The organism is Sphingomonas sandaracina (assembly GCF_036663695.1).
Lineage (GTDB): Bacteria > Pseudomonadota > Alphaproteobacteria > Sphingomonadales > Sphingomonadaceae > Sphingomonas.
Genome location: NZ_JAXOJK010000003.1, coordinates 600,807 through 626,102, shown reverse-complemented (window position 1 = coordinate 626,102; position 25,296 = coordinate 600,807). Strand labels below are relative to the sequence as shown.

General features: G+C 66.1%; 18 protein-coding genes. 4 read left to right on the top strand and 14 right to left on the bottom strand.

Annotated elements, in window-relative coordinates; genetic code table 11:
* Nucleotides 1–122: 122 nt before the first annotated feature.
* Nucleotides 123–536: an acyl-CoA thioesterase gene (locus U1707_RS12340; protein ID WP_332800352.1), complete on the bottom strand. Its 414-nt coding sequence runs from the start codon at nt 534–536 to the stop codon at nt 123–125.
* Between the two features lie 179 nt (nt 537–715).
* Here U1707_RS12340 and clpB point away from each other — a divergent pair, with 179 nt between their 5' ends.
* Nucleotides 716–3,295, top strand: a complete 2,580-nt coding sequence (clpB, locus tag U1707_RS12335; RefSeq protein WP_332800351.1) for an ATP-dependent chaperone ClpB — start codon at nt 716–718, stop codon at nt 3,293–3,295.
* Nucleotides 3,296–3,352: 57 nt separating this feature from the next.
* Here the strand turns inward: clpB and U1707_RS12330 are convergent, their stop codons facing one another.
* From U1707_RS12330 to xseA, 4 genes are all read right to left on the bottom strand, one after another.
* A complete protein-coding gene (locus U1707_RS12330; protein WP_332800350.1) occupies nt 3,353–6,397 on the bottom strand; it encodes a TonB-dependent receptor plug domain-containing protein in 3,045 nt (1,014 codons plus the stop codon).
* Nucleotides 6,398–6,655: 258 nt separating this feature from the next.
* Complete coding sequence (locus U1707_RS12325) at nt 6,656–7,579, bottom strand: M23 family metallopeptidase (RefSeq protein ID WP_332800349.1); 924 nt, start codon at nt 7,577–7,579, stop codon at nt 6,656–6,658.
* Nucleotides 7,576–7,776, bottom strand: a complete 201-nt coding sequence (locus U1707_RS12320; RefSeq protein ID WP_332800348.1) for a DUF2093 domain-containing protein — start codon at nt 7,774–7,776, stop codon at nt 7,576–7,578. Before U1707_RS12320 ends, U1707_RS12325 begins: the two co-directional genes overlap by 4 nt.
* Nucleotides 7,777–7,789: 13 nt before the next feature.
* Nucleotides 7,790–9,214, bottom strand: a complete 1,425-nt coding sequence (gene xseA / locus U1707_RS12315) for an exodeoxyribonuclease VII large subunit (RefSeq protein WP_332800347.1) — start codon at nt 9,212–9,214, stop codon at nt 7,790–7,792.
* On the opposite strand from xseA, the gene purD reads away from it, so the two are divergent.
* Nucleotides 9,213–10,478 carry a phosphoribosylamine--glycine ligase gene (purD, locus tag U1707_RS12310; RefSeq protein WP_332800346.1) on the top strand — a complete coding sequence of 422 codons (1,266 nt, stop codon included), beginning with the start codon at nt 9,213–9,215 and terminating at the stop codon, nt 10,476–10,478. The genes xseA and purD overlap by 2 nt on opposite strands.
* Nucleotides 10,479–10,671: 193 nt before the next feature.
* Complete coding sequence (locus tag U1707_RS12305; protein ID WP_332800345.1) at nt 10,672–11,442, top strand: helix-hairpin-helix domain-containing protein; 771 nt, start codon at nt 10,672–10,674, stop codon at nt 11,440–11,442.
* A gap of 25 nt (nt 11,443–11,467) precedes the next feature.
* On the opposite strand, the gene U1707_RS12300 is transcribed toward U1707_RS12305, so the two are convergent.
* Both U1707_RS12300 and U1707_RS12295 read right to left on the bottom strand, forming a co-directional pair.
* Nucleotides 11,468–12,985, bottom strand: a complete 1,518-nt coding sequence (locus tag U1707_RS12300; RefSeq protein WP_332800344.1) for a hypothetical protein — start codon at nt 12,983–12,985, stop codon at nt 11,468–11,470.
* Between the two features lie 67 nt (nt 12,986–13,052).
* The gene (locus tag U1707_RS12295; RefSeq protein ID WP_332800343.1) at nt 13,053–14,354 is read right to left on the bottom strand and encodes a hemolysin family protein; all 1,302 of its coding nucleotides are present in this window, start codon (nt 14,352–14,354) and stop codon (nt 13,053–13,055) included.
* A 216-nt stretch (nt 14,355–14,570) separates the two neighbouring features.
* Here U1707_RS12295 and U1707_RS12290 point away from each other — a divergent pair, with 216 nt between their 5' ends.
* Nucleotides 14,571–15,245: a YiaD family glycine zipper/OmpA-like lipoprotein gene (locus tag U1707_RS12290; protein WP_332800342.1), complete on the top strand. Its 675-nt coding sequence runs from the start codon at nt 14,571–14,573 to the stop codon at nt 15,243–15,245.
* A gap of 142 nt (nt 15,246–15,387) precedes the next feature.
* Here the strand turns inward: U1707_RS12290 and U1707_RS12285 are convergent, their stop codons facing one another.
* The 7 genes from U1707_RS12285 to U1707_RS12255 form a co-directional block, all read right to left on the bottom strand.
* Nucleotides 15,388–15,747 (bottom strand): tRNA-binding protein, encoded by a 360-nt coding sequence (locus U1707_RS12285; RefSeq protein ID WP_332800341.1) that lies wholly within the window; start codon nt 15,745–15,747, stop codon nt 15,388–15,390.
* Nucleotides 15,734–16,408 carry a glutathione S-transferase family protein gene (locus U1707_RS12280; RefSeq protein WP_332800340.1) on the bottom strand — a complete coding sequence of 225 codons (675 nt, stop codon included), beginning with the start codon at nt 16,406–16,408 and terminating at the stop codon, nt 15,734–15,736. The genes U1707_RS12285 and U1707_RS12280 overlap by 14 nt, the downstream gene beginning before the upstream one ends.
* Nucleotides 16,409–16,754: 346 nt before the next feature.
* On the bottom strand, nt 16,755–21,269 hold the full coding sequence (gene gltB / locus U1707_RS12275) for a glutamate synthase large subunit (RefSeq protein WP_332800339.1): 4,515 nt from the start codon (nt 21,267–21,269) through the stop codon (nt 16,755–16,757).
* Nucleotides 21,270–21,271: 2 nt separating this feature from the next.
* On the bottom strand, nt 21,272–21,853 hold the full coding sequence (locus U1707_RS12270) for a DUF2059 domain-containing protein (protein ID WP_332800338.1): 582 nt from the start codon (nt 21,851–21,853) through the stop codon (nt 21,272–21,274).
* Nucleotides 21,850–23,292 (bottom strand): NAD(P)-dependent oxidoreductase, encoded by a 1,443-nt coding sequence (locus U1707_RS12265; protein ID WP_332800337.1) that lies wholly within the window; start codon nt 23,290–23,292, stop codon nt 21,850–21,852. Before U1707_RS12265 ends, U1707_RS12270 begins: the two co-directional genes overlap by 4 nt.
* Before the next feature lie 152 nt (nt 23,293–23,444).
* Complete coding sequence (locus tag U1707_RS12260; RefSeq protein WP_332800336.1) at nt 23,445–24,254, bottom strand: undecaprenyl-diphosphate phosphatase; 810 nt, start codon at nt 24,252–24,254, stop codon at nt 23,445–23,447.
* Nucleotides 24,255–24,302: 48 nt separating this feature from the next.
* Nucleotides 24,303–25,256 (bottom strand): complex I NDUFA9 subunit family protein, encoded by a 954-nt coding sequence (locus tag U1707_RS12255; RefSeq protein ID WP_332800335.1) that lies wholly within the window; start codon nt 25,254–25,256, stop codon nt 24,303–24,305.
* Nucleotides 25,257–25,296: the final 40 nt, after the last annotated feature.

The following is a 25,296-nucleotide window of genomic DNA, read 5'->3' as shown; positions in this document are numbered from 1 at the left end:
CCTACCGCACCACCCCGGCGAAGGCCGGGGCCCAATTGGGGGACAGCTATAACGAGGGACCGCGAGCCGTTACTTCCGACGTTCCAATTGGGCCCCCGCCTCCGCCGGGGTGGTCGTCTCAATCAAGCCGCCGCACTATCCTTCGGAAAGAAGTGCTCGATCACGTTTTTCGTAAGCCGCGACGGTCGCAGCGTCTCCGCATCCAGGCAGCACCAGCTCGACTTCACCTCGGCGAGCACATCCTCGCCGCGCTTGATGATCGTCTCGTAGAACGCGCGCGCGCCCTGTACCTTCTGAAGCAGCACGGTGGCGATCACGTCGTCGTCGAGGAACGCCGGCTTGCGGTATGTGATCTCGTGCTTGAGCGCGACCCACAGATGTCCGGCGACCGCATCGGGTGGCGCGAACCGCTGCCAGTGATCGATCACCGCCGCCTGTACCCATTTCAGATAGTTGGCGTTGTTGACGTGACCCATGAAGTCGATGTCGGCCGGCTCTATGCCAATCGCGTAAGTATGGGGAATTGCTGTGTTCACATGCAATATATAGCACGCGGACCTTCTGATAGCGATGACGGTGAGGCTTAGACCCCGACAATAAACGCTATCCCGGCGATCTGTAGAGCGACTAGCGTGCGATAAGCGCCGCCTCTTGTGTTGCCCAAATACAACACCATCTTCCGGCCAGATACCGAACAATCCCACAGGAATTCGTCATGAACATCGACAAATTCACCGACCGCGCGAAGGGCTTTCTGCAATCCGCACAGACCGTCGCGATCCGCATGAACCATCAGCGGATCGCCCCCGAGCATCTGTTGAAGGCACTGCTGGAGGACGAGCAGGGCATGGCCGCCGGCTTGATCGGGGCGGCGGGCGGCGACGCCAAGCGCGCGACCTCGGAGACCGACCTCGCGCTCGCGAAGATCCCGGTCGTGTCGGGCTCGGGCGCGCAGACCACGCCGGGCATAGACAACGACGCGGTGCGCGTGCTCGACCAGGCCGAGCAGATCGCGACCAAGGCGGGCGACAGCTTCGTCACCGTCGAGCGGCTGCTGGTCGCGCTCGCGCTGTCCCTCAACACTGCGGCGGGCAAGGCGTTGAAGGCCGGCGGCGTGACGCCCGAGGGGCTGAACACCGCGATCAATGGCGTGCGGCAGGGCCGCACCGCCGACACCGCAGGCGCCGAGGACCGGTATGACGCGCTCAAGAAATTCGCCCGCGACCTCACCCAGGCGGCGCGCGACGGCAAGCTCGACCCCGTCATCGGCCGCGACGAGGAGATCCGGCGTACCATCCAGATCCTCGCGCGCCGGACCAAGAACAACCCCGCGCTGATCGGCGAACCCGGCGTCGGCAAGACCGCGATCGCGGAAGGGCTGGCGCTGCGGATCGCGAATGGCGACGTGCCCGATACGCTGAAGGACCGGCGGCTGATGTCGCTCGACATGGGCTCGCTGATTGCTGGCGCGAAATATCGCGGCGAGTTCGAGGAGCGGCTGAAAGGCGTGCTCGACGAGGTGAAGGCCGCCGAGGGCGACGTCATCCTGTTCATCGACGAGATGCACCAGCTGATCGGCGCGGGCAAATCCGAAGGCGCGATGGACGCGGGCAATCTGCTAAAACCCGCCCTCGCGCGCGGTGAGTTGCACTGCGTCGGCGCGACCACGCTCGACGAATACCGCAAATATGTCGAGAAGGACCCGGCGTTGCAGCGCCGGTTCCAGCCGGTGATGGTGGGCGAGCCGACGGTCGAGGACACCATCTCGATCCTGCGCGGGCTGAAGGAGAAGTACGAGCTGCATCACGGCGTGCGGATCACCGACGGCGCGATCGTCGCCGCGTCGACGCTGTCGAACCGCTACATCACCGACCGCTTCCTGCCCGACAAGGCGATCGACCTGATGGACGAGGCCGCGAGCCGCATCCGCATGGAGGTCGAATCGAAGCCCGAGGCGATCGAAAATCTCGACCGGCGGATCATCCAACTGAAGATCGAGCGCGAGGCGTTGAAGCGCGAGACCGACGACGCGTCGGTCGACCGGCTCGACACGCTTGAGGGCGAACTCGTCAACCTGGAGGAGCAGTCCGCCGAGCTGACGACGCGCTGGAAAGGCGAGAAGGACAAGATCAACGCGGAGGCACGGCTGAAGGAACAGCTCGATGCCGCGCGGCTCGAACTGGAACAGGCGCAGCGCTCGGGCGATCTCGCCAAGGCGGGCGAGCTTTCCTACGGCACGATTCCGGGGTTGCAGCGCCAGCTCGACGAGGCGGCGGGCGCAACCAAGGGCGCGATGCTTCGCGAGGAAGTGACCGCGGACGACATCGCCGGCGTCGTCAGCCGGTGGACCGGCATCCCGGTCGAGCGGATGCTGCAAGGCGAGCGCGACAAGCTGCTCGCGATGGAAGCGACGATCGGCAAGCGGGTGATCGGGCAGGCGCATGCGGTGAAGGCGGTCTCGACCGCGGTGCGCCGCGCACGTGCGGGGTTGCAGGATCCTAACCGGCCACTTGGCTCGTTCCTGTTCCTCGGGCCAACCGGCGTCGGCAAGACCGAGCTGACCAAGGCGCTCGCCGAGTTCCTGTTCGACGACCCCAGCGCGATGGTCCGCATCGACATGAGCGAGTTCATGGAGAAGCACGCGGTCGCCCGGCTGATCGGTGCGCCTCCAGGCTATGTCGGATACGAGGAGGGCGGCGTGCTGACCGAGGCGGTGCGCAGGCGTCCGTATCAGGTGATCCTGTTCGACGAGGTCGAGAAGGCGCATGGCGACGTGTTCAACGTGCTGCTCCAGGTGCTCGACGACGGCCGGCTGACCGACGGCCAGGGCCGCACGGTGGATTTCAGCAACACGCTGATCATCCTGACGTCGAACCTCGGCAGCCAGTATCTGGCGAACATGGCGGAGGGCGACGACGTCTCGTCGGTCGAGCCACAGGTGATGGAGATCGTCCGGTCGCACTTCCGCCCGGAGTTCCTCAACCGGCTCGACGAGGTGATCCTGTTCCACCGGCTCGGCCAGACGCACATGGCGCCGATCGTCGACATCCAGGTGAGCCGTGTCGACAAGCTGCTGGCGGATCGGAAGATTGTGCTGGACCTGACCGATGCCGCGAGGGCGTGGCTCGGCCGGGTCGGCTACGATCCGGTGTACGGCGCGCGGCCGTTGAAACGTGCGGTCCAGCGGTATCTGCAGGACCCGCTCGCCGACATGATCCTGCGCGGCGAGGTGAAGGACGGCGCGACCGTCAAGATCGACGAAGGCGACGGCAAGTTGGTGCTTCAGGTCGCCTGAACCACAAAAGGGCGGCGTCTTGCGACGCCGCCCTTCCTGGCAACGGGTTCGTTCAGATTAGAAGCCGAACTTTGCGCCTGCACGGAACTGACGGCCATAGATGCCCTCGCCCGCCTGCACCGGGTTATAGAGATACGCGCCATAGGTTGCCGGATCGATCGGTGGAAGATCGTTCAGGATGTTCAGCACGTTGACGTAGAAGCTGAACTTGTCGGTCACCTTGACCGTGCCGACGAGATCGGCGGTGATGTAGCCGTCCACGTTTGCGGGCAGATAATCGACTGCCAGGCCGCCATCGCCACGCACGCCGCCCTGATCTTCTGCCGACAGGTTGTAGCCTGCAACGTAGTTCACCGTGCCGCTCAGGCTGAACGCATCGCGGATTTCGATCGTGTTGGTGACGTTCGCGCGCCAGCGCGGCGTCCCCGAACCCGCGGTCAGGTTATAGTTGCCGAGCGTGCCGACATACTTTTCCTTGCGGCCGCCGGGGAAAGTCGTGCTGAGGTCAAGCAGGATGCTGCCCTCGCCCGAGATCGTGTAGCGGATGTTGTCGTTCAGATCGAACCGCGCGCTTCCGCCCATATCGATGCCCTGCGAATGGATCGTATTGGCATTCACCAGCTGCGACTGGACGAGGCCGACCCGCGGGGTAGCATTCTCGAACCCGACGCCGACCGCATCCGGGGTAACCGTGAACCCCTCGGGGATAGGCTGGCCCGAATAATAGGCTGCAAGCGCATCGCCGGCAGTCAGCGAGGTAATCGCGCCCGTCTTCTTGATATCGAAGAAGTCGACCGTGAACGAAACGTTGCGGATCGGTTCGAACACGATGCCCGCCGTAAAGCTCCGCGACTTCTCGGGCTTCAGGTCCTGGCTGGCCAGCGTCGTCTGGCCGTAGCTGCCCTGACGGATATAGGTCGGGCACGAGGCGAACGTCGCCACGGTGCAGCCATATTGCGCAAGGTAGCCATCGCTGAACAGCGTCGCGTTGTTGGTCACATAGCCGGTGGTCGGCAACGCATTGGCCTCGCCGAAGCTCGGAATGCGGAACCCGCGCGACCAGGTACCGCGGATCGCCAGCTGGCGGATCGGCGTGAACTTGGCGCCGATCTTCGGCGAGAAGTTGCTCTGGCCCGACGAATAGTGATCGTAACGACCCGACGCGTTGACGAGGAACTGATCGACGATCGGCAGCTGCAATTCGGTGAACGCCGAAGACACCGTACGGTTGCCGCTGGTCCCGAACGCGTTGATCGAGAAATACCGCTGCGTCGGCCCGTTCGTATCGGCGTTCGCCGATGGTGCATCGATCGCCTCGTAGAAGATCGATCCGCCGACAGCGAGCTGTGCAGGACCGCCCGGAAGCGTAAACAGCGACTTGGTTACCGATGCCTGCAACTGATACAGGTCCGAGCTCGAATCGTTGATGTTGTCCGGTGTCAGATAGTCGCGCGTCGCCTGCGAATTGAGCGCAGGATTGACGAAATTGTAGCTGCCGTCGTTGATCACATCAAGCAGGTGCTGGATGTAGACATACCCTTGCTGGGTACGGCGGAGATCACTGTGCATCGCAGTCGCATCGACCCGGTAATCCCAATCGCCGGCAATCGTCCCCTTAACGCCCGCTGCAGCGCGGTAGACACGGTTACGCGTGCTGTTGAAGGTGACGGTGTCAGGCAGTGAGCCGATCAACAACGCGTTCTGGCCCTGCGTCGCAAACGGGTTGTTCGGGTTGAGACGCCCGTTTGCAGCCGTGCAGGTTACGGTACCGCGCGGGCAGACATAGGCCGGCAGCGACAGCGGCGCGGAACCGGCAGCGTACTGTGCGGCAGCCGAAGATGTCGAATATTGCGGGAAGAGAATGCCGGCCGGGGCGTTGCCACGGATGACCGAGGGATCGCCGCTGTAGCTCGACGAGGATTGCTGGAAATTGACCTCGAGATACGCCTCTGCCGCGTCGCCGACCTTGGCGGTAAATCGTGCGGAACCACCGAAGCGCTCGATATTCGGCGCTACGACACCGTACTGGTTGACCAAGTCCTGCTGGCAAACGACGTTTGCGATCGCCGCGTTGTTGGCCTGCCCGCGATCGGCCGCCGTCGTCGAATACGGCGTGCCGTTGAGGCAGCCCGGCGTCAGCAACTGGAAGCGCGAGCCACCGACGGCAGTCGCACCGTTGGCAGGGCGCACGAAGAAGTTAGAACCAGCGACCGAGCCATTGTTCGGAAGCAGCCCATCGGCGCCGATCCCGTTGACGATGTTGTTCGGCCCCCCGGTGCCGACTCCGCGCTGATCCGCCGAATTGAACGGATAGGGCAGGTCGCGATTGTAGACCGCCTCGCTGCGGAAATAGAAGCCGCTGATATACGCGTTATACCCCTTCGCATCGAGATCGCCGGTGCCGGCAGTCAGCGTCAGACGCTGGTTTGCAGCGGATCCGCGCTGGCTTATCCCGGCTTCGGCACGGCCGCTCACGCCGTTGAACGAACGCTTGGTAATGACGTTGACGACACCTGCGATCGCGTCTGCGCCATAGCTCGACGAAGCACCGTCACGGAGAACTTCGACGCGCTCGACGATGTCGTCGGGAATGGTGTTGAGATCGACGAAGTTACGCGTCGCATCGTCCGCCAGCGGGTAATATGCCGCGCGCAGGCCATCGAAAAGGACTAGGGTCGAGTTTGTCGAAAGGCCACGCAGCGACACGGCCGATGCGCCGCCGGCGAATGCGCCGTTGGCAGTGAAGGAATTGGTCAGCGCCGGGCCATTATTCGATGCGAGCGACTGGATAGCGCCCTGGACCGTATTGATGCCGCGTGCGTCAAGATTGGCGGTGGTCAGCGTCGTGACTGGCGACGGCGTTGCATTTTCGGTCTGGCGGAACAGCGAGCCGGTGACCACGATCTCCTGGCCATTCGCCTCGTCGTCCGCTGTAGGTGCAACCGTCTGTGCGGGCTGAGCAACCGGTGCGGGGGCTGGCGCGTCGCTGATCGCCGTCGTCGCATCCTGAGCGAAGCCCTGAGCGGTCGACAGGACCAGTGCCAAAGGCGTCGCTGCGGCAAGCAGAAGTGCCTTCGAAGTGAAACGTGACGTGGTAATCAAGTGAACATCCCCTTGTTATGTCTGCTGCGTTCGCCCTGACGATCCGCTGCAGAAAACACCTCGGCTGCCGTTTTCAGCTGCCGAGGACATGGGCAAGGAATGAAGCGCCGCCTTTGACGTGTAAAGACACGTCCTGACTACTCGCGCGATTTACAGTAGCCTAGTGTCCGAAATGACACAAAACATGTCCCTTTCTCCGCGATCTGCAACATTTCTAATCAGCACGAGGGTTGCAGGTAATAAAATCAGGCAGTGTCGTTATCGCATTGCGCCCGCAATCAATATCGGATCCAGCTTTGCACTGTCCCATCTCAGGCTCCAGTGCAGATGGGGCCCGGTGGCGCGGCCGGTCATGCCGGAGGCGCCGATGGGTTGGCCTTGGCGGACGTGGTCGCCGGGTTTTACGTCGATGCGCGACAGGTGCAGGAACGCGCTGTTGAGGCCCATGCCGTGGTCGAGCATCAGCAAATTCCCTTCCAGCGTGAAGGGGTGGTCGACGGCGAGGATCACGACGCCGTCGGCAGGCGCGGTGACGATCGTGCCGGTCGGGATGGCGACGTCGGTGCCCGAATGATAACTGCCGGGTTCACCCTTGTAGACGCGTTGCGATCCGAACAGGCCTGAAATCCGGCCGGTCGCGGGCCATGTGAACGCCTGTCGCCAGCCTTGTGCATCGGTAATGCGGGCGCGGGCAGCGACGATCTGAGCCTGTTCGGGCGGACGGAGTCTGGCGAAGACCGGGTCGGGCGCGGGGAACTTCGGGAGCGTGTTGAGGCGCTCGATCCGCCAGGCTCTGGGCGCGATCGTGAGACTTTGCGTAACAGTGCGACCGTCGACGAGTGTCGCCGTCAGTGAGGCTTGCGGCCCCGCATCGCGGTCGAAACCGGCAATGAAGCGGCCGTCGGGGGCGAGCGCGATCGGCCGGCCGTTCAGCGTCACGGTGCGCGTGTCGGCGGGGGCGGTGCCGAGGATCAGACCGCCCTGGCTGAGCGTGCCTTTCCAGCGGAACGCGGACGTGATCGAAGCGGTCGGCGTGCTCGAAGCGGTCGGCGTGCTCGAAGCGGTCGGCGTGCTCGAAGCGGTCGGCGTGCTCGGCGGCGGCGCGATCTGCGCGGTGGCGGCCGGTGCTACCAGCAGCACGAGCGCTGCTGCCCGGATCGCCGCAGCAGCGCCAAAATTCATTGCGGGGCCATCGCTTCGCTGGCGGCGGCAGCGGTGGCATAGGCTTCCTGGCGGGCGACGCTCCAGTAGCGCAGGTCTTCGAGCGCGATGCGGTGGCCGGTGGCGGCGCAGGCGACATGATCGCCGGGGCTGAGCACGCGGAAGCCGTTGGCCATGTAGTGCAGGCGCGCGGCGCGGTCGGAGTTGGACATCAGCATTGCGAGACTCTTTTCAAAACAGATTAGGCTGGCGCGGCGCCGGATCGGGCGCGGCCTTTGCCTTGGGCGCAGCATAGGTTTTGGCGACGGGACGCTCAAGGCCGGTGTCCGTCACCGCGTCGACCACGCCGTCGCGGAAGTGCAGCGTGAGCGTCTCGGCACCGCGCGCCGCCTTGGCCGACGCGAGCGTCTCGCCGCCGGGGCGGGCAGTGACACGAGCATAGCCTCGGTCGAGGATCGCGTCGGGATTGAGCGACTGGACGAGACGCCACGTCGCATCGAGCTGCGCGCGTTTCGCCTCGAGCTTGCGGTCGAGCGTGGCGGGACGAAGCGCGGCCCCCGAGCGATCGAGACTGCCCCGCGCCAGCGTCAGCCGACGCTCCAGCCCGCGATCGAGCCGCTGGCCGAAATCGTCCGCGCGCTGGCGCTGCGGCCCGAGCAACTGGTCCCGCTTGGGCAGCAGCCGCGACAGGGCGTCAAGCCGTTCGCGGCCGCGCTCGACGTAACGCCGCGCGCAGCGTTCGGTGCGGTTGCGGTGGCTGTCGATCGTCAGGCGGAGGTCGGCGAGCACCGGCACCGCGATCTCGGCCGCCGCGGTCGGCGTCGGCGCGCGCAGATCGGCGGCGAAATCGCATAAGGTCGTGTCGGTCTCGTGGCCCACGGCGGAGATGATCGGGATCGTGCAGTCGGCGACCGCGCGGACCACGACCTCTTCGTTGAACGACCACAGATCCTCGACCGAGCCGCCGCCGCGCGCGACGATGACGAGGTCCGGGCGCGGCACCGGGCCGCCGGGGGCGATCGCATCGAAGCCGCGGACGGCGGCCGCGATCTCCGCGGCAGATCCTTCACCTTGCACCTTGACCGGCCAGACGATGACGTGGGTCGGACAGCGATCCTCCAGCCGGTGGAGGATGTCGCGGATGACCGCGCCGGTGCCCGAGGTGACGACGCCGATCACCTTCGGCATGAACGGCAGCGGTTTCTTGCGCGCGCCCTCGAACAGCCCCTCGCCTGCCAGTGTGGCCTTGAGCTTTTCCAGCAGCGCCATCAGCGCGCCGGCACCGGCGAGTTCCATCCGCTCGATGACGATCTGGTATTTGGAGCGGCCGGGATAGGTGGTGAGCTTGCCGGTCGCGATCACCTCGATACCGTCCTGCGGCACGAAGGCCAGGCTGGAGGCGTTGCCCTTCCAGATAACGCCGTCGATCACCGCCTGGTCGTCCTTGAGCGACATGTAGCAATGCCCGGACGCGACGCGCTTCCAGCCCGATATCTCGCCGCGCAGGCGGACATGGCCGAATTCGCCCTCGACCATCCGCTTCAGCTTGAAGGCAAGTTCGCCGACCGACATCGCCAGCGCGTTGTCGCCGGCGACGGGCTCGGCTACCAGCCGCCCCATGTCACTGGACACGTCATCGGAAAAGGGATCGGGCATGAACGTCCTGCTGCTGGGCTCGGGAGGGCGCGAACATGCGCTCGCGTGGAAGCTGGTGCAATCTCGCGGCCTCGATACGCTGTATGCGGCGCCGGGCAACCCCGGGATCGCGCGGGTTGCGACGCTCGTGCCGCTGGATGCGACGGATCATGCGGCGGTTGTGGCGTTCGTGCGCGAGCATGACGTGGGGCTGGTCGTGATCGGGCCGGAAGCGCCGCTGGTCGACGGGTTGGCGGATACGTTGCGCGATGCGGACATCCCAGTGTTCGGGCCTTCGAAGGCGGCGGCGCAACTGGAGGGGTCGAAGGGCTTCACCAAGGATCTGTGCGCGCGGGCGGGGATTCCGACCGCCGGGTATGTCCGCGTGAAGAGCCGGGACGAGGCGGATATCGCGCTCGCCCGCACCTTCTCGCTGCCCGTGGTCATCAAGGCGGACGGTCTGGCGGCGGGCAAGGGCGTGGTCATCGCGTTCAGCACGGCCGAAGCCGAGGCCGCGCTCGACGCGCTGTTCGCGGACGGCGAAGCCGAGGCGGTGATCGAGGAATTCCTGGAGGGCGAGGAAGCGAGCCTCTTCGTGCTGACCGACGGCGTCTCTCTGATGCCGTTCGGCTCGGCGCAGGATCACAAGCGCGTCGGCGAAGGCGATACCGGTCCGAATACCGGCGGGATGGGCGCCTATAGCCCCGCCCTCGTCCTGACGCCCGCGCTGGAGAAGCGCGCGATAGACGAGATCGTCGCGCCGACCGTCGCAGCGATGGCGGCGGAGGGCATGCCGTTCTCGGGCGTGTTGTACGCCGGGCTGATGCTGACGCCGCAGGGGCCGAAGCTGATCGAATACAACGCCCGGTTCGGCGACCCCGAGACGCAGGTGCTGATGATGCGATTCCAGGGCGACCTGCTCGCGACGATGCTGGCGACCGCGGAAGGGCGGCTGGGCGAGATGCCCGCCGCTTCGTTCAGCGACGAGACCGCGTTGACGGTGGTCATGGCGGCGCAGGGGTATCCGGGCACGCCCAAGGCAGGTGGGTCGATCGTCGGCCTCGATTCCGCGCGCGCGGCGGGCGGCACGGTATTCCACGCGGGGACGCGGCTGGAGGATGGCGGCCTGGTCGCATCGGGCGGGCGCGTGTTGGCGGTCACCGCGACCGGCGACGATGTCGCGACGGCGCAGGCCAACGCCTATCGCGCGGTCGAGGCGATCGATTTCGCGGAAGGCTTCTACCGCCGCGACATCGGCTGGCGCGAGATCGCGCGGGGGGCTTGATCCACGCCTGATCCTTCCCCGCCAGGGATAGGTGGCTGGCCTTTGCCGGACGGGGCGGCAGGCGAAACCCCTGTTCCGTGTCCACCCCCTCCGTCACCTTCGGCGACACCTCCCCCTCGCGGGGGAGGATCAGGCATGACTGACCAGCCGATTATGTCTCGCCGCCCTTGGCTCGCATCGCTACACTATGAGCATGAACGAAACTTCCGCGACTTCCGCCTCGGGTCTGAGCCTGCTGCCCGATGGTATCGCCACGCTGACGGCGATCCACTTCACGATCATCGCCGTCGTGGCGATCCTCGTCATGATCGGCCTGATCTGGGGTATTCGCGCCCAGCGTAGCCGTACCAAGGCCACGCACGACGTGATCGCCAACGCCGAGGAGGCCGGCGTTTCGCCGGAGCCCGTCTCGGCAAAACCTCCGGTCGAGGCGCGAACGGCCGAACGAACGCAGAAGCAGGAGCAGACGCAGTCGATCGCGCCCGTTCGCGTTGCAGCGCCGCCCGAACCGGCGCCGCCAGAACGTCGCGCACCCGAGCCGACCCCGGCGGCGCGCGGCGACGATCTGGCGGAAACGCCTGGGCGTCCGGCCGACGAACCCATCCGCGCCACGTCGCCCCTGGAGGCGAGCGCGGTTACGGAATCCGTGCCCTCGGCGGTGCGGCCTGTAGAGGTGGCTCCGGTCGAAACGCGCACACCGGCGCAGGCGCCGGCGCAGTCCTATGGCGACGATCCGGTGACGCAGCTGAAGGGGCTCGGTCCCAAGGTTGCGACGCGGCTCGGTGAACTCGGCGTGACCACGATCGGCCAGATGGCTGCGTTGACCGAGAGCGAGGCGCAATCGATCGACGCCCAGCTCGGCAATTTCACCGGCCGGATGCACCGTGACCGCTGGATCGAACAGGCACGCCTGCTCGCCGCGGGCGACAAGGCCGGGTTCGAGGCCAAGTTCGGAAAGCTCTGACACGCGCAGCGACGACGCGCGCCCGTCAATCGAAGCGGATGCGGTATCCGGGCGTCGACGGCGTGCGACGCCGATAGATGGCCACTCGCTTGCGCCCGAGCGGCATCTGCGCGGCCAGTCGGTAGTCGCGGGCGAGACGCGCAACCGCGGCGGCGCGGATATCGGCGCGTTCGCCGTCGTATGGCGGGCCCATCACGACGACCTCGGGCGCGCGTGCGAAGATCCGGGCGAGCTCCGCCGCCTGGTCCACGCCGATCGCGCCGGTCTCGCGTGTGCGCGTCAGGTGGCTGGGGAAGACGTAGCGCGAGACCGCACATCGCCCGGTCGCGGGGTACAGCATGCTCGACGACGAATAGACATACAGACAGCCGGGCCCGCTACCGACTGCGCCAGCGAGCGCGGCGAACTCGGTGGGCGTTCCGCGGCGCTGGCGATCGATCACCAGTGAGGCCTGCCCCGCCACGGCGGCGATCATGATCAGCGCGATCCCGACGACGCGACCGCGCGGGCGGGCGAGCAACCCCGCCGCGATGACCGACGCAGGCAGCATCACGGGCAACGTGTAATGGTCGGTCCACGGCGGCAGCAGCGCGAACGCCAGCAGCGCAGCGAACAGCCATGCGGTCAGGAAGACGCGCGATCCTGCAATGCGCTCGGCAGTCGACGTACGCGATCTCGCCGCTACTATTGCGGCCGCCGACATCGTCAGCAACGGGAGGAGGATGGCCGCGGCCTTCGCGAGATTGGCCAACTCGGTCGCGATCGGATCGGCCTTGCGCGCGAAGATCGATTCGAAGTTCGCGAAGGTAAAGGCGGGCAATGCGCCCAGATGCGCATAGGCAGCGACGGCGACGATTGTCGGCAATACCGCCACCCCTGCGAGAACAGCACCGCCACCGAGGACGGCGCCGATCTTTCGGGCCCCGGTTTCCAGTGTGTGACGCCAATCGTCGAGCATCAGCCAAAGCCCGAAATACACCCCCTCGAGCGCCGCGGTGTATTTGATCTGGATCGCCAGTCCGACGAGTACCATCGCGACCGCCGCGCGCCAGAACGTCGCGCCACGCCGATCGACGATCAGCCAGGCGGCGAGCGCCATCGCCAGATTGTAGAAGACCGGCGCCTGCCCGCCCTGCCCGCCGGCGATCGTGATCCAGACGAGATAGGCCATCCCCGCGAGCGTGCCGCCCCGCGCCCAGCCCGCGACGTCGGCGAGCCGCGCGACGATCGCCGCCGTCGCAGCGGCGCTGACGAGCGCCATCGCCTGGTACAGCCAGATCCCCGCCGCAAACGGCAGCGCGCCGGGTGCGGCGTAGAGCAGGAACACACCGATCGGCTTGCGATCCCAGACGTCGACGAACGGCAGCGCGCCGTCGATCATCGCCCGGCCCGCGGCGAAGTAGAATTCCTCGTCGGTGTACAGGATCGGGTTGCCCAGCGTGATCAGCCGCGTCGCGATCGCCACCGCGACGAGGATCGCGAGACGGTACGCCGTTTCGGGCGCCGGCACGATCGCGCGTGCGGTGGTCGAGTGCGCTGCCATGGCGGTGCTCAGGGTTCGATCGCCCAGACGCCGCGGCCTACCGACGGTGTCCAGACGCGCCAGCGGATCAGATCTGGCTCACCAGAAGCTTGTCGATGCGGCGGCCGTCGAGATCGACGATCTCGAACTTCCAGCCCTGCTCGACGAAGCTTTCGCCCTCGCCCGGCAGATGGCGGAACACCGACAGCGCCAGCCCAGCCACCGTGGCGTAATCGCGGTCTTCGGGGAGGTCGATGCCGAGGCGGTCGGCAAGCGAATCCGCCGCCATCGTCCCCGCGACAAGCAACGAGCCGTCGTCGCGGACCACCACCGAGGGCGCGTCGTCGGGATCGGAGTCCGACTTGAACTCGCCGGCGATCGCCGCGAGCAAGTCGGCAGGCGTCACGATTCCTTCGAAATGGCCATATTCGTCGTGGATCAACGCCATCGGCACCTCGGCCTCGCGCAGCGCCAGCAACGCGTCCATCGCGTCGATCTGGTCGATCACGACGGGGGCTTTCCGCATCAGCGCGCGCAGGTCGATCGGTTCGCCGCGGAAGAGTGCCGCGGCGATGTCGCGCGCCTGAACGACACCCTTGACCGCATCGATCGAGCCTTCGCCGACCGGCAGCCGCGTGTGCTGCGACGCGAGGAGGGTCTGGCGGATCTCGTCGGGACCCCAGTCGCAGTCCAGCCAGTCGATCTCGGTACGCGGCGTCATCACTTCGCGGACCGGGCGATCCGCGAGGCGCACGACGCCCGAGATGATCGAGCGCTCATGCTCCTCGATGATCCCCGACTTCGATGCCTCCGCGACGATCATGTGGAGCTCTTCGGCGGTGACGTGCTCTTCCGATTCGCGGTTGAGCCTGAGCGCGCGGAAGATCAGCGCGCTGGTCGAATCGAGCACCAGCACGATCGGCGCGGTGCCGATCGCGAGCCAGCGCATCACCGGCGCCATGAACGAGGCGATCGCCTCGGGCGCACGCAGCGCGAACTGCTTGGGGACGAGTTCGCCGATGATCAGCGACGCGTACGTCGTCAGGCCTATGACGATCGCGAACCCGGCGGTCTCGGCGGTCGAGGCGGACAACCCCCAGGCCTGAAGCCGCGCCGCAGTCGGCATGCCGAGGCTGGAGCCCGAATAGGCGCCGGCGAGAATGCCGATCAGCGTGATGCCGATCTGGACGGTCGACAGGAACTTGCCGGGGTCGGCCGCGAGCACGAGCGCGGCGCGGGCGCCCTTCTTGCCCGCGCGCGCCATCGCTTCGAGCCGGGCTTTGCGCGCGGAGACGATCGCGAGTTCGCTCATCGCGAACACACCGTTCAACGCGACCAGCGCGAGGATGATCGCGACGTCGATCCAGGGGAAGGGGGGAAGCGGTGCCATTGGCTCGGGCTCTCTTTGCAGGACAACGCACCGTCGCACAACCGTCCTTGCATGCGTCGTTGCAGACGCCGTGCATCATGTGCGCGCCTACTCGACATCGGCACGCGGAGATGGTCATGGTCGGTTCAGTGCGCAGGCGGAACAATCGTGACGAACCAGGGTTATGGCCGTAACGGATACACTGTCGCCAATACCATTCTTCAGGGAGGATTATCTATGAAAACCAAGATGTTCGCAGGATCTGCGCTCGCCGCACTGATCGCCACGAGCGGTTGCACCACCGATCCCGAGACGGGTCGCCAGACGATCTCGAAGACCGCGCTGGGCGGCATCGGCGGTGCGCTTGGCGGTTATCTGCTCGGCGACGTGGTCGGTGGTCGGCGCGACCGGACCGAAAAACTGGTCGGCGCGGGTATCGGCGGTCTCGCTGGCGCCGGCATCGGCGCGTACATGGACAAGCAGGAGCGCGACCTTCGCGCGCGCACTGCAGGTACGGACGTGCAGGTGATCCGCCAGGGCGACGACTTGGTCCTGAACATCCCGTCGGGCATCACCTTCGCCTATGACAGCGCCAACGTGCAGCCGCAGTTCCAGCGCACGCTCGACCAGGTCGCCGACACACTGTCGCAGTATAACCAGACCTATGTCGACGTGTACGGGCATACCGATTCGACCGGCAGCGATGCGTACAACCAGTCGCTGTCGGAGCGTCGTGCACGCTCGGTCGCGGACTATCTGTCGGGCCACGGCGTGCAGGCTGCACGCATCGGTACGCGCGGGTACGGCAAGACCCAGCCGATCGCATCGAACGACACCGATGCCGGGCGGGCTGCGAACCGTCGCGTCGAAGTGAAGATCGTGCCGATCTCGCAGACCGACATGCGCCAGTAAGTGGCGTCTATCGAGTGGGCATATAGTCCGCTCGCTTGCTGTTCTCCGACGAAAGCGGGGGTCCAAGAGTTACGAGCGTTGCGCTTGTTACCCTGGGCTCCCGCCTGCGCGGGAGAACGGAATTAAGCCGGGATTTGACGCTTCAAAACAGGCGTCCGCCGTTCGGCACAGTCACGCTCGGCGACATCAAGACCACCTTCCCGTTCGCATCGGGGAAACCGAGCGTCAGGACTTCGGACATCATCGGGCCGATCTGGCGCGGCGGGAAGTTGACCACCGCTGCGACCTGACGGCCGACCAGCGTCTCCGGCGTATAATGCTCGGTGATCTGCGCGGATGAGCGCTTCACGCCTATCTCCGGGCCGAAATCGATGCGGAGCTTGAGCGCGGGTTTGCGCGCCTCCGGGAAGGGTTCGGATTCGACGATCGTGCCGACGCGGATGTCGACCTTCTCGAAATCCGGATACGCGATTTCAGGAGCGGGCGTCTCAGAAGTCGACATTGTCGTAGTGCGTAGGGGGTGAAATCAACTCCATCCGTTCGGACAGCAGCGGGCGGAAGCTCGGGCGGCTCTTAAAGCCGCGATACCAGCGTGCGGTCTGGTCGTGCCCCTTCCAGTCGATCCCGCCGAGATAGTCGGTGACCGAGATCTGTGCGGCCGCCGCCAGATCGGCGAGGCTCATCGTCGCGCCGCCGAGCCAGTTCCGGTGATCGAGCAGGTAATCCGTGTAGTCGAGATGCCCGACCGCGGCCTTCATCGCCTCGCGCAGGCCCTTGGCATCGGGCGCGGCCCGGTGAGCGAGGCGCTTGACCATGCGCTCGTGGAGCAGCGGTCCGGTCACGTCGCGGTAGAAGTGTGTGTCGAACCACGTCACCAGCCGGCGGATCTCGGCGCGGTTGGTCGCGGTGCCGTTGATCATCGCCGCCTTCTCGACGGTTTCTTCGAAGAATTCGCAGATCGCCATCGAATCGATCAGCGGCGCCACGCCGCGCGATGCGTCGACCATTACCGGGGTCTGGCCGGCAGGGTTCATGTCCATGAACTCGTCGCGGCGATCCCAGGGCGATTCGCGGACCAGTTCGTAGCCGACCCCCTTCTCACCCAGCAGCAGGCGCACTTTTCGCGAAAACGGACACAGGGGGAATTGATAAAGCTGCCACATGCCATCCGTTTAGGCGGTGGGGGGCGGCCGTGTCACTAGCGCGGGTTGGGTGGGGTGGCGTTTGTGGCGATAAGATTTGTTCGCGCAGAGGCGCAGAGCGCGCGCAGGTCCTGCGCTTGTCGCGAAGCGCGCATTTCGACAACGCGCGTTGGGATGCAAGCAGCCGTTCCGGGCGAAAGCCCCTTAGCGTCCTCAGCGCCTCTGCGCGAAACCAACTTACTACACCACCCCGGCGAAGGCCGGGGCCCAATTGGAAAGGTCGCAGTAACGGAGCCCTTTCCTGCGTTACAGACGTCCCCCAATTGGGCCCCGGCCTTCGCCGGGGTGGTGCTTGTGTAGCGTCGCTCTACTCCGCCGCGACCAGTTCCGCGCTGTCGTCCAGTGGGTGCGACAAGCGCGTCAGCATTTCCTTCGGCACGATCTGCCAGAAATGTGGCGCGACCCGATCCCAGTCCTCGAGCAGGCCCTTCGACCATTTGCTGTCCGTCGCATCTGCATGGTCGCGGACCAGATCGAGCAGCACGTCGGCCCAGTGCAGCGCCCTCACGCGGTCCCACGTGATGTTCTCGGGGTTCGCGCGCTTTGCGAACACGCCATCGGGATCGTAGACGAACGCCATCCCGCCGGTCATGCCCGCGCCGAAGTTCGCGCCGACCGTGCCGAGCACCACGGCGATGCCGTTGGTCATGTACTCGCAGCCGTTCGCGCCGCAGCCCTCGACGACCACGCTCGCGCCCGAGTTGCGGACCGCGAAGCGTTCGCCCGCCTGCCCCGCTGCGAACAGCCGGCCCGACGTTGCACCGTAGAGAACGGTGTTGCCGATGATCGTGTTGTCCTGGCTCGCGAGCGGCGAGCTTACCGCCGGGCGGACGATGATCGTGCCGCCCGAGAGCCCCTTGCCGACATAGTCGTTCGAATCGCCGAACACCTCAAGCGTGATGCCCTTGCACAGGAACGCGCCGAGCGACTGGCCTGCCGACCCGCGAAGGCGGATCGTGACGTGGTTGTCGGCGAGCTTCGACATGCCGAACTTGCGCGTGATCTCGCTCGACAGCCGCGTGCCGACCGCGCGGTGCGTGTTGCGCACCGAATAGGTGAGCTGCATCTTCTCGCCGCGCGAGAACACCGCGGCGGCATCCTTGATGATCTGCGCGTCGAGGCTGTCGGGCACTTCGTTGCGGAAGGTCGACAGCGAGAAGCGTCGCTCGGCATCGGTCGCATCGACCTTGGCCAGGATCGGGTTGAGGTCGAGATCGTCGAGATGCTCCGCGCCGCGGCTGACCTGCCGCAGGAACTCCGTCCGGCCGATCACGTCGTCGAGGCTCTTCACGCCGAGCCGGGCGAGAATGTCGCGGACTTCCTCGGCGATGAAGGTCATCAGGTTGATCACCTTCTCGGGCGTGCCGACGAACTTCTGGCGGAGCGCATCGTTCTGCGTGCAGATGCCGACCGGGCACGTGTTCGAATGGCATTGCCGCACCATGATGCAGCCCATCGCGACCAGCGACAGCGTGCCGATGCCGTACTCCTCCGCGCCGAGGATCGCGGCGATGACGATGTCGCGCCCGGTCTTGAGCCCGCCATCGGTGCGCAGCCGCACACGCCCGCGCAGGCCGTTGAGCGTCAGCACCTGGTTGACCTCCGACAGCCCCATTTCCCACGGCGTGCCCGCGTATTTGATCGACGTCTGGGGCGATGCGCCGGTGCCGCCGACATGGCCGGCGATCAGGATCACGTCGGCATGCGCCTTCGCCACGCCCGCCGCGACCGTGCCGATGCCCGCCGACGAGACGAGCTTCACGCACACACGAGCGCGCGGGTTGATCTGCTTCAGGTCGTAGATGAGCTGGGCGAGATCCTCGATCGAGTAGATGTCGTGATGCGGCGGCGGCGAGATCAACGTCACGCCGGGCGTCGCATGACGCAGCTTGGCGATGAACTCGGTGACCTTGAAGCCGGGCAGCTGGCCGCCCTCGCCGGGCTTGGCGCCCTGTGCGACCTTGACCTCGATCTCCTCGCACGCGTTCAGATATTCTGCGGTGACGCCAAAGCGCCCGCTCGCGACCTGCTTGATCGACGAGTTCGCGTTGTCGCCGTTCGCGTACGGCACGAAGCGCGACTTATCCTCGCCGCCTTCGCCCGAGACGGCCTTGGCGCCGATCCGGTTCATCGCGATCGCCAGCGTCTCGTGCGCCTCGGGGCTCAGCGCGCCGAGCGACATGCCGGGGGTAACGAAGCGCTTGCGGATCTCGGTGATCGCCTCGACCTGGTCGACCGGAACACCTTCCGCGGGGAAGTTGAACTGGAGCAGATCGCGCAGGTACACCGGCGGCAAGTCGGACACGCCGCGCGAGAATTGCAGATAGCTGGTATAGCTGTCGGTCGCGACCGCGGTCTGAAGCAGGTGCATCAGTTGCGCCGAATATGCGTGGACCTCGCCGGTGTGGCGCTGGCGATAGAAGCCGCCGATCGGCAGCGTCGCGACGGCCGGGTCGAACGCGGCTTCGTGGCGATCGGTCGCGTTGACGTGGAGCGAGGCATAGCCCTCGCCGCTGATCTTGGCGGGCATGCCGGGGAACAGGTCGTTCACCAGGCTGCGCGACAGGCCGACCGCCTCGAAATTATAGCCGCCGCGGTACGACGAGATGACCGCGATGCCCATCTTCGACATGATCTTGAGCAGCCCCTCCTCGACCGCGACGCGGTGACGGCGGAGGCATTCGGCGAGGTCGAGATCGCCGAACAGCCCGCGCGACTGGCGGTCGACGATCGCGGCTTCGGCGAGATAGGCGTTCACGGTGGTCGCGCCGACGCCGATCAGCACCGCGTAATAATGCGTGTCGAGGCACTCGGCCGAGCGGACGTTGATCGATGCGTAGGAGCGCAGGCCGCGGCGGACGAGGTGCGTGTGGACGGCGGCGACTGCGAGCACGCCGGCGATGCCGACGCGGTTTTCGCTGATCGCTTCGTCGGTGAGGAAGATCTCGCTCTTGCCCTGGCGGACGGCCTGTTCGGCCTCGTTGCGGATCCGCTGGATCGCCGCGCGGAGCTTTTCCGGGCCACCGCCGACGTCGAACGTGCAATCGATCTCGGCGACCGCGTTGCCGAAATGCGCCTTCAACCGCGACCAATGCTCGCCCGTCAGCACGGGCGAATCGAGCACCAGCACGCGCTCGCGCTGGTCGCGGACGTCGAGGATGTTGGCGAGGTTGCCGAACCGCGTCTTGAGCGACATCACGTGGCGTTCGCGCAACGGATCGATCGGCGGGTTCGTCACCTGCGAGAAATTCTGGCGGAAGAACTGGCTGATAAGGCGCGGCTTGTCCGAGATGACCGCGAGCGGCGTGTCGTCGCCCATCGACCCGATCGCTTCCTTGGCGGATTCGACCATCGGCGACAGGATCAGCTCCATGTCCTCCATCGTCTGCCCCGCCGCGATCTGGCGGCGCGCGAGGTCACCGCGATCGTAGCGCACGACCGCGTCCTCGACCGAGGGGAGGTCGGCGAGCGTGTGGAATTCGCCGATCATCGCGGCGTAATCCGCCTCGCCCGAGATGCGATCCTTGACCGCGCGGTCCTGGAGCAGGCGACCTTCGTCGAGGTCGACCGCGATCATTTCGCCTGGCCCGAGACGGCCCTTGGCGACGATCGTCGATTCGGGAACAACGACCATGCCGCTCTCGGACCCGACGATCAGCAGGCCGTCGGAGGTCAGCGTGTAGCGGAGCGGACGCAGCGCGTTGCGGTCCATCCCGGCAACCGCCCAGCGGCCATCGGTCATCGCCAGCGCGGCGGGGCCGTCCCACGGCTCCATGACGGAGGCGAGATACTGGTACATCGCGGTATGCTCAGGGGGCATGTCCGGGCTGGCGGCTTCGGGGACCAGCATCAGCTTGGCGGTCGGTGCGTCGCGGCCCGAACGGCAGATCGCCTCGAACACGGCGTCCAGCGCGGCGGTGTCGGACGCGCCAGCGGGGATCACCGGCTTGATGTCCTCCGAATTGTCGCCGAACGCGAGGCTCGCCATGCGAATCTCGTGGGAGAGCATCCAGTTCTTATTGCCGCGGATCGTGTTGATCTCGCCGTTATGTGCGAGGCAGCGGAACGGTTGCGCCAGCCACCATTGCGGGAAGGTGTTGGTCGAATAACGCTGATGGAAGATCGCGACGCGGCTCTCGAAGCGCTGGTCGCAGAGATCCGGGTAGAAGACGGAGAGCGATTCGGCGAGGAACAGCCCCTTGTAGATGATCGACCGGCACGACAGCGAACAGACGTAGAAGCCTTGAATCTGCGCTGCGATCACGCGCTTTTCGATACGGCGGCGGACGAGGTACAGCGTCTTCTCGAACTCGGCAGCGTCCTGCTCTTCGGGGAGCGGACCGGCGATCATGATCTGCTCGATCTCGGGCCGCGTGGCTTGTGCCTTCTGGCCGATCACCGACACGTCGACCGGCACCTGGCGCCAGCCATAGATGGTATAGCCCGCCTCGATGATCGCACTCTCGACGATCGTCCGGCACGCTTCCTGTGCTCCGAGATCGGTCCGCGGAAGGAAGATCATGCCGACCGCGAGCCGGTTCGGCCGGACCTTGTGGCCCGAAGCCGCGACCGCATCGTCGAAGAACCGGATCGGCAGATCGATGTGGAGCCCCGCACCGTCACCGGTCATGCCATCCGCATCGACCGCGCCGCGGTGCCACACCGCTTTCAGCGCATCGACCGCGGACTGCACGACGCGCCGCGACGCGCGCCCGTCGGTGGCGGCGACGAGACCGACGCCGCACGCATCGCCTTCGAATTCGGGGCGGTACATGCCGTGCTCGGCGAGACGGGCGCGTTGATCGGTGATGATATCGGTCATCGTCACTTCTTCTTCTCTTCGGGCGTGGCAGCCTGCTTGGCGAACTCGGCGACATCGGCCTGCATGTGCGCCATCGAGGATTGCATCATCGATCGCTGCCAGGCGGCGACGTCTGGGTCGGCCATGATCGTCAGCGATTGCTGCATGTACGCGCGACCGCTCGGCGTCGCGAAGAACGCCTTGATGTCGTGGCATTGGGCGACGTCGAAGCGGCGCGCATAGGCGCGCGCCATCGCCTCGACCATGCTTGGCAATCCGTCGCGCATCAGCGTCATCGTGCGCGCCTGCTGCCGTTCCAGAAAGGTGGCAAACCGCGTCTGCATCTCCGGATGGTCCGCCATCGCACTGCTGAACATCGGGCTCTGCGCCATGCCCTGCTGCAGATTGCCGAGCATCGGCGCGATCATGCTCTCGATCATCCGTTCACGCGATTCGGGCGGCATCAGCACGTTGATCAGTTCGCGCGCCGCCGCGAGGCGGGCCGGATCGGGGGCCGTGACGGCGACTGGCGATGCCTGCGCGTGCGCAGCCGACGGCAAAATCGCGCCCGTCAGCAACACCGCGCTGAGAAAGCCGTGCCTCATGCCGCGACCTTTGCAGTCTGAGCCTTGGTCTTCAGCCATTTGTGCATCGTCGCCGCGACGTCACGGCCGTCGCGGATCGCCCACACTACCAAGCTGGCGCCGCGGACGATGTCGCCCGCCGCGAACACGCCGTCGAGCGAGGTCATCAGCGTCTTGCCGTCGACCAGCACGGTGCCCCAGCGGCTCACGCCCAGTTCCGGCGTCGCGAACAAGGTCGGCAGGTCCTCGGCGTCGAAGCCCAGCGCCTTGATGACGAGATCGGCATCGACCGAATAGTCGCCGGCGGGATCGGGTTCGGGCGCACGGCGGCCGCTCGCGTCGGGGGCGCCGAGACGCATTTTCCCGACCTTCACGCTCGAAACGGTATCGCCGCCGTCGAAGCTTTGCGGGCCGGAGAGCCAGACGAACTCGACGCCCTCCTCCTCGGCGTTGGCGACTTCGCGCTGCGAGCCGGGCATGTTGGCGCGGTCGCGGCGGTAGAGGCACTTCACGGACTTCGCGCCTTGGCGGATCGCGGTGCGGACACAGTCCATCGCTGTGTCGCCGCCGCCGATCACGACGACGTCCTTGCCCTCCGCATTCAGGCTGCCGTCGTCGAACGCGGGGACCGCGTCGCCGAAGCCCTTGCGGTTCGAGGCGACGAGGAAGTCGAGCGCTGGGACCACGCCGTTCGAACCGCCGCCGGGCAGGTCCATCGCGCGCGCCTTGTACACGCCGGTCGCGATCAGGATCGCGTCGTGGCGCTGGCGCAGATCGTCGAGGCTCGCATCCTCGCCGACTGCGAACCCTCCGTGGAAGACGATGCCCGCCGCCTTCAGCCGCTCGACGCGACGCAAGACGATCGGCTTTTCGAGCTTGAAGCCGGGGATGCCGTAGGTCAGCAGCCCGCCCGCGCGATCATAGCGGTCGTAGACGTGCACGTCGTACCCGTGGCCGCGCAGATATTCCGCCGCGGTCAGCCCGGCGGGGCCGGCGCCGATCACGCCGACCGATTGCCCGCGTGCGCGGCCGGGGACCAGTGGTTCGACCCAGCCATTTTCCCACGCGGTGTCGGTGATGAACTTCTCGACCGAGCCGATCGTGACCGCGCCGTGCCCGGTGAATTCGATGACGCAATTACCCTCGCACAGCCGGTCCTGCGGGCAGATGCGGCCGCAGATCTCGGGCATGGTCGAAGTCGCGTTGCTCAGTTCATAGGCCTCGCGCAGCCGGCCTTCCGCGGTCAGCCGGAGCCAGTCCGGGATATGGTTGTGGAGCGGGCAGTGGACCGAGCAATACGGCACGCCGCACTGCGAGCAGCGCCCGGCCTGTTCCTCGGCGGGCTCGACCGCGTAGCGCTGCGCGATCTCACGGAAATCGTCGGCGCGCTCGTCGGCAGTGCGCTTGTCGGGATAGGATTGCTCCGTGCCGACAAATTTGAGCATTGAATCGTTCGCCATGAGAGCCTCCGACCGCGCCAATATTGCGCCGGGATAGGCTTGTCACGACCAAATCGACATTTTAGGCCGTAATGCTGACCTATAAAGTTTCGTTAGCACCAGCGTCCTTGGACGTAACGCAGCGCCACAAGTTTATCAGTTCCGTATCGGACCTATTTGGTCAGAAGCCAGACCAGCGCGGCGGAGCCGGCGACGATCCGGTACCAGGCAAAGGGCACGAAGCCATGCTTCGTCACGATGCCGACGAACCATTTGACCACGAGCAGCGCAACGACGAACGACACGACGGCGCCGATCGCAATCGCGCCCAACCCGACGCCGCCACCGCTGGTCAGCGCATCGCGGTTCTTCAGCAGTTCGAGCCCGCTGGCGCCCAGCATGGTCGGAATCGCGAGGAAGAAGCTGAACTCGGCCGCCGTCCGACGTTCGACGCCCAGCGCCAATGCACCGAGGATCGTCGCGCCCGACCGGCTGACGCCAGGTATCATCGCGAGGCACTGGAGCAAGCCGATGCCGATGACCGTCTTCAGTGGAATGTCCGCGACGCCGCTGATGTCGCTGCGCGGGGCGAACCGTTCGACCGCGAGGATCGCGAAACCGCCGATTACGAGTGCTATCGCGACCACTTCGGCATTGCCGAGCAACGCCTCAATATATTTGTGCAGCGCGAGGCCGATGATCGCCGCCGGGATGAACGCCACGATCAGGTTGCGCAGGAACAACCATGATTTGGGTTCGCCGCGGATCAACCCCATGCCGACCGCCCAGAACGTCCGCCAGTAGAGCACGACGATCGCGAGGATCGCCCCGAGCTGAATGACGACGTTGAACACCTCCCAACGCCCCGCGTCATAGCCGAGCAGCCGCGTGGCGAGGATCAGATGCCCGGTCGAGGAGACGGGCAGGAATTCGGTGATCCCCTCGACGATGCCGAGGAGGATGACGGTCAGAAGTTCGGTCAAGCGAAGGCTCCGGCGCGGTAGGTCAGGACAGGCTTTAGCGTATTTCGATCAGCCTGCATGGACTTCCGCACGCGTTTCGGCGCGACGACCGAACCGTCCGGCCTTGCGAAAGCGTACCAGCCACCCCGGCGCGACCGTCGACAGCGGCGTCGGATCGATCCCGAAGGCCGCAAGGCCATCGGTGCCGGTGACGACATTGTCGCTCTGCAACATCGTCCACTGATCCTTGGTGATCGGCGCACCCGGCAGGAAGCCGGCCCTGGCGATCAGCGCGCCCGCAAAATCCGGAAGCTCGACGATCGAAGGGTTGCGGCCGATAGTGCTGGCGATCCAGCGAATGAGATTGCCCATCGTGATGATGTCGGGGCCGCCTAGCTCGAGCGTCTGCCCGCCGAACGTACCCGGCGCCGATGCCGCCGCGACGATCGCGTCCGCCACGTTGCCGACGAAGACCGGCTGGAACCTCGCGCCCGCGCGCAGCACCGGCACCACCGGTGCCTTGGCGATCATACCGGCGAAGCGGTTCACGAACTGGTCTTCCTGACCGAACACGATGGAGGGCCGCAGGATCGTCGCATTCGGGAACGCGGCCAGCACAGCGGCCTCGCCCTGCCCCTTCGACTTGCCATAGGCCGACGCGGACTCCGGATCCGCGCCGATCGCCGAGACATGCACCAGCGCGCCGACGCCGGCCTTGGCCGCCGCCTCCGCGACGGTCTGCGCTCCAAGAGCCTGGACGCGCTGGAAATCGCCCGCGAGCACGCCGACCAAGTTCACGACCACGTCGGAGCCGTGGACTGCGTGCGCGATCGTCTCGGGCTTGGTGACGTCGGCGCCGACGAACTGCGTCTGGCCGAGCCCGCCGAGCGGTTTCAGGAAGAAGGCCTGTCGCGGATCGCGCTGCGCGATGCGGACGCGTGCGCCCGTCGCCAACAGTGCCTGTGCGACATAGCGGCCGACGAAACCGCCGCCCCCGATCAGCGTCACCAGTTTGTCGTTCATCGCGCGTCCGTCCACTTTGTTTTGCCTGCCCGTTTGCGAA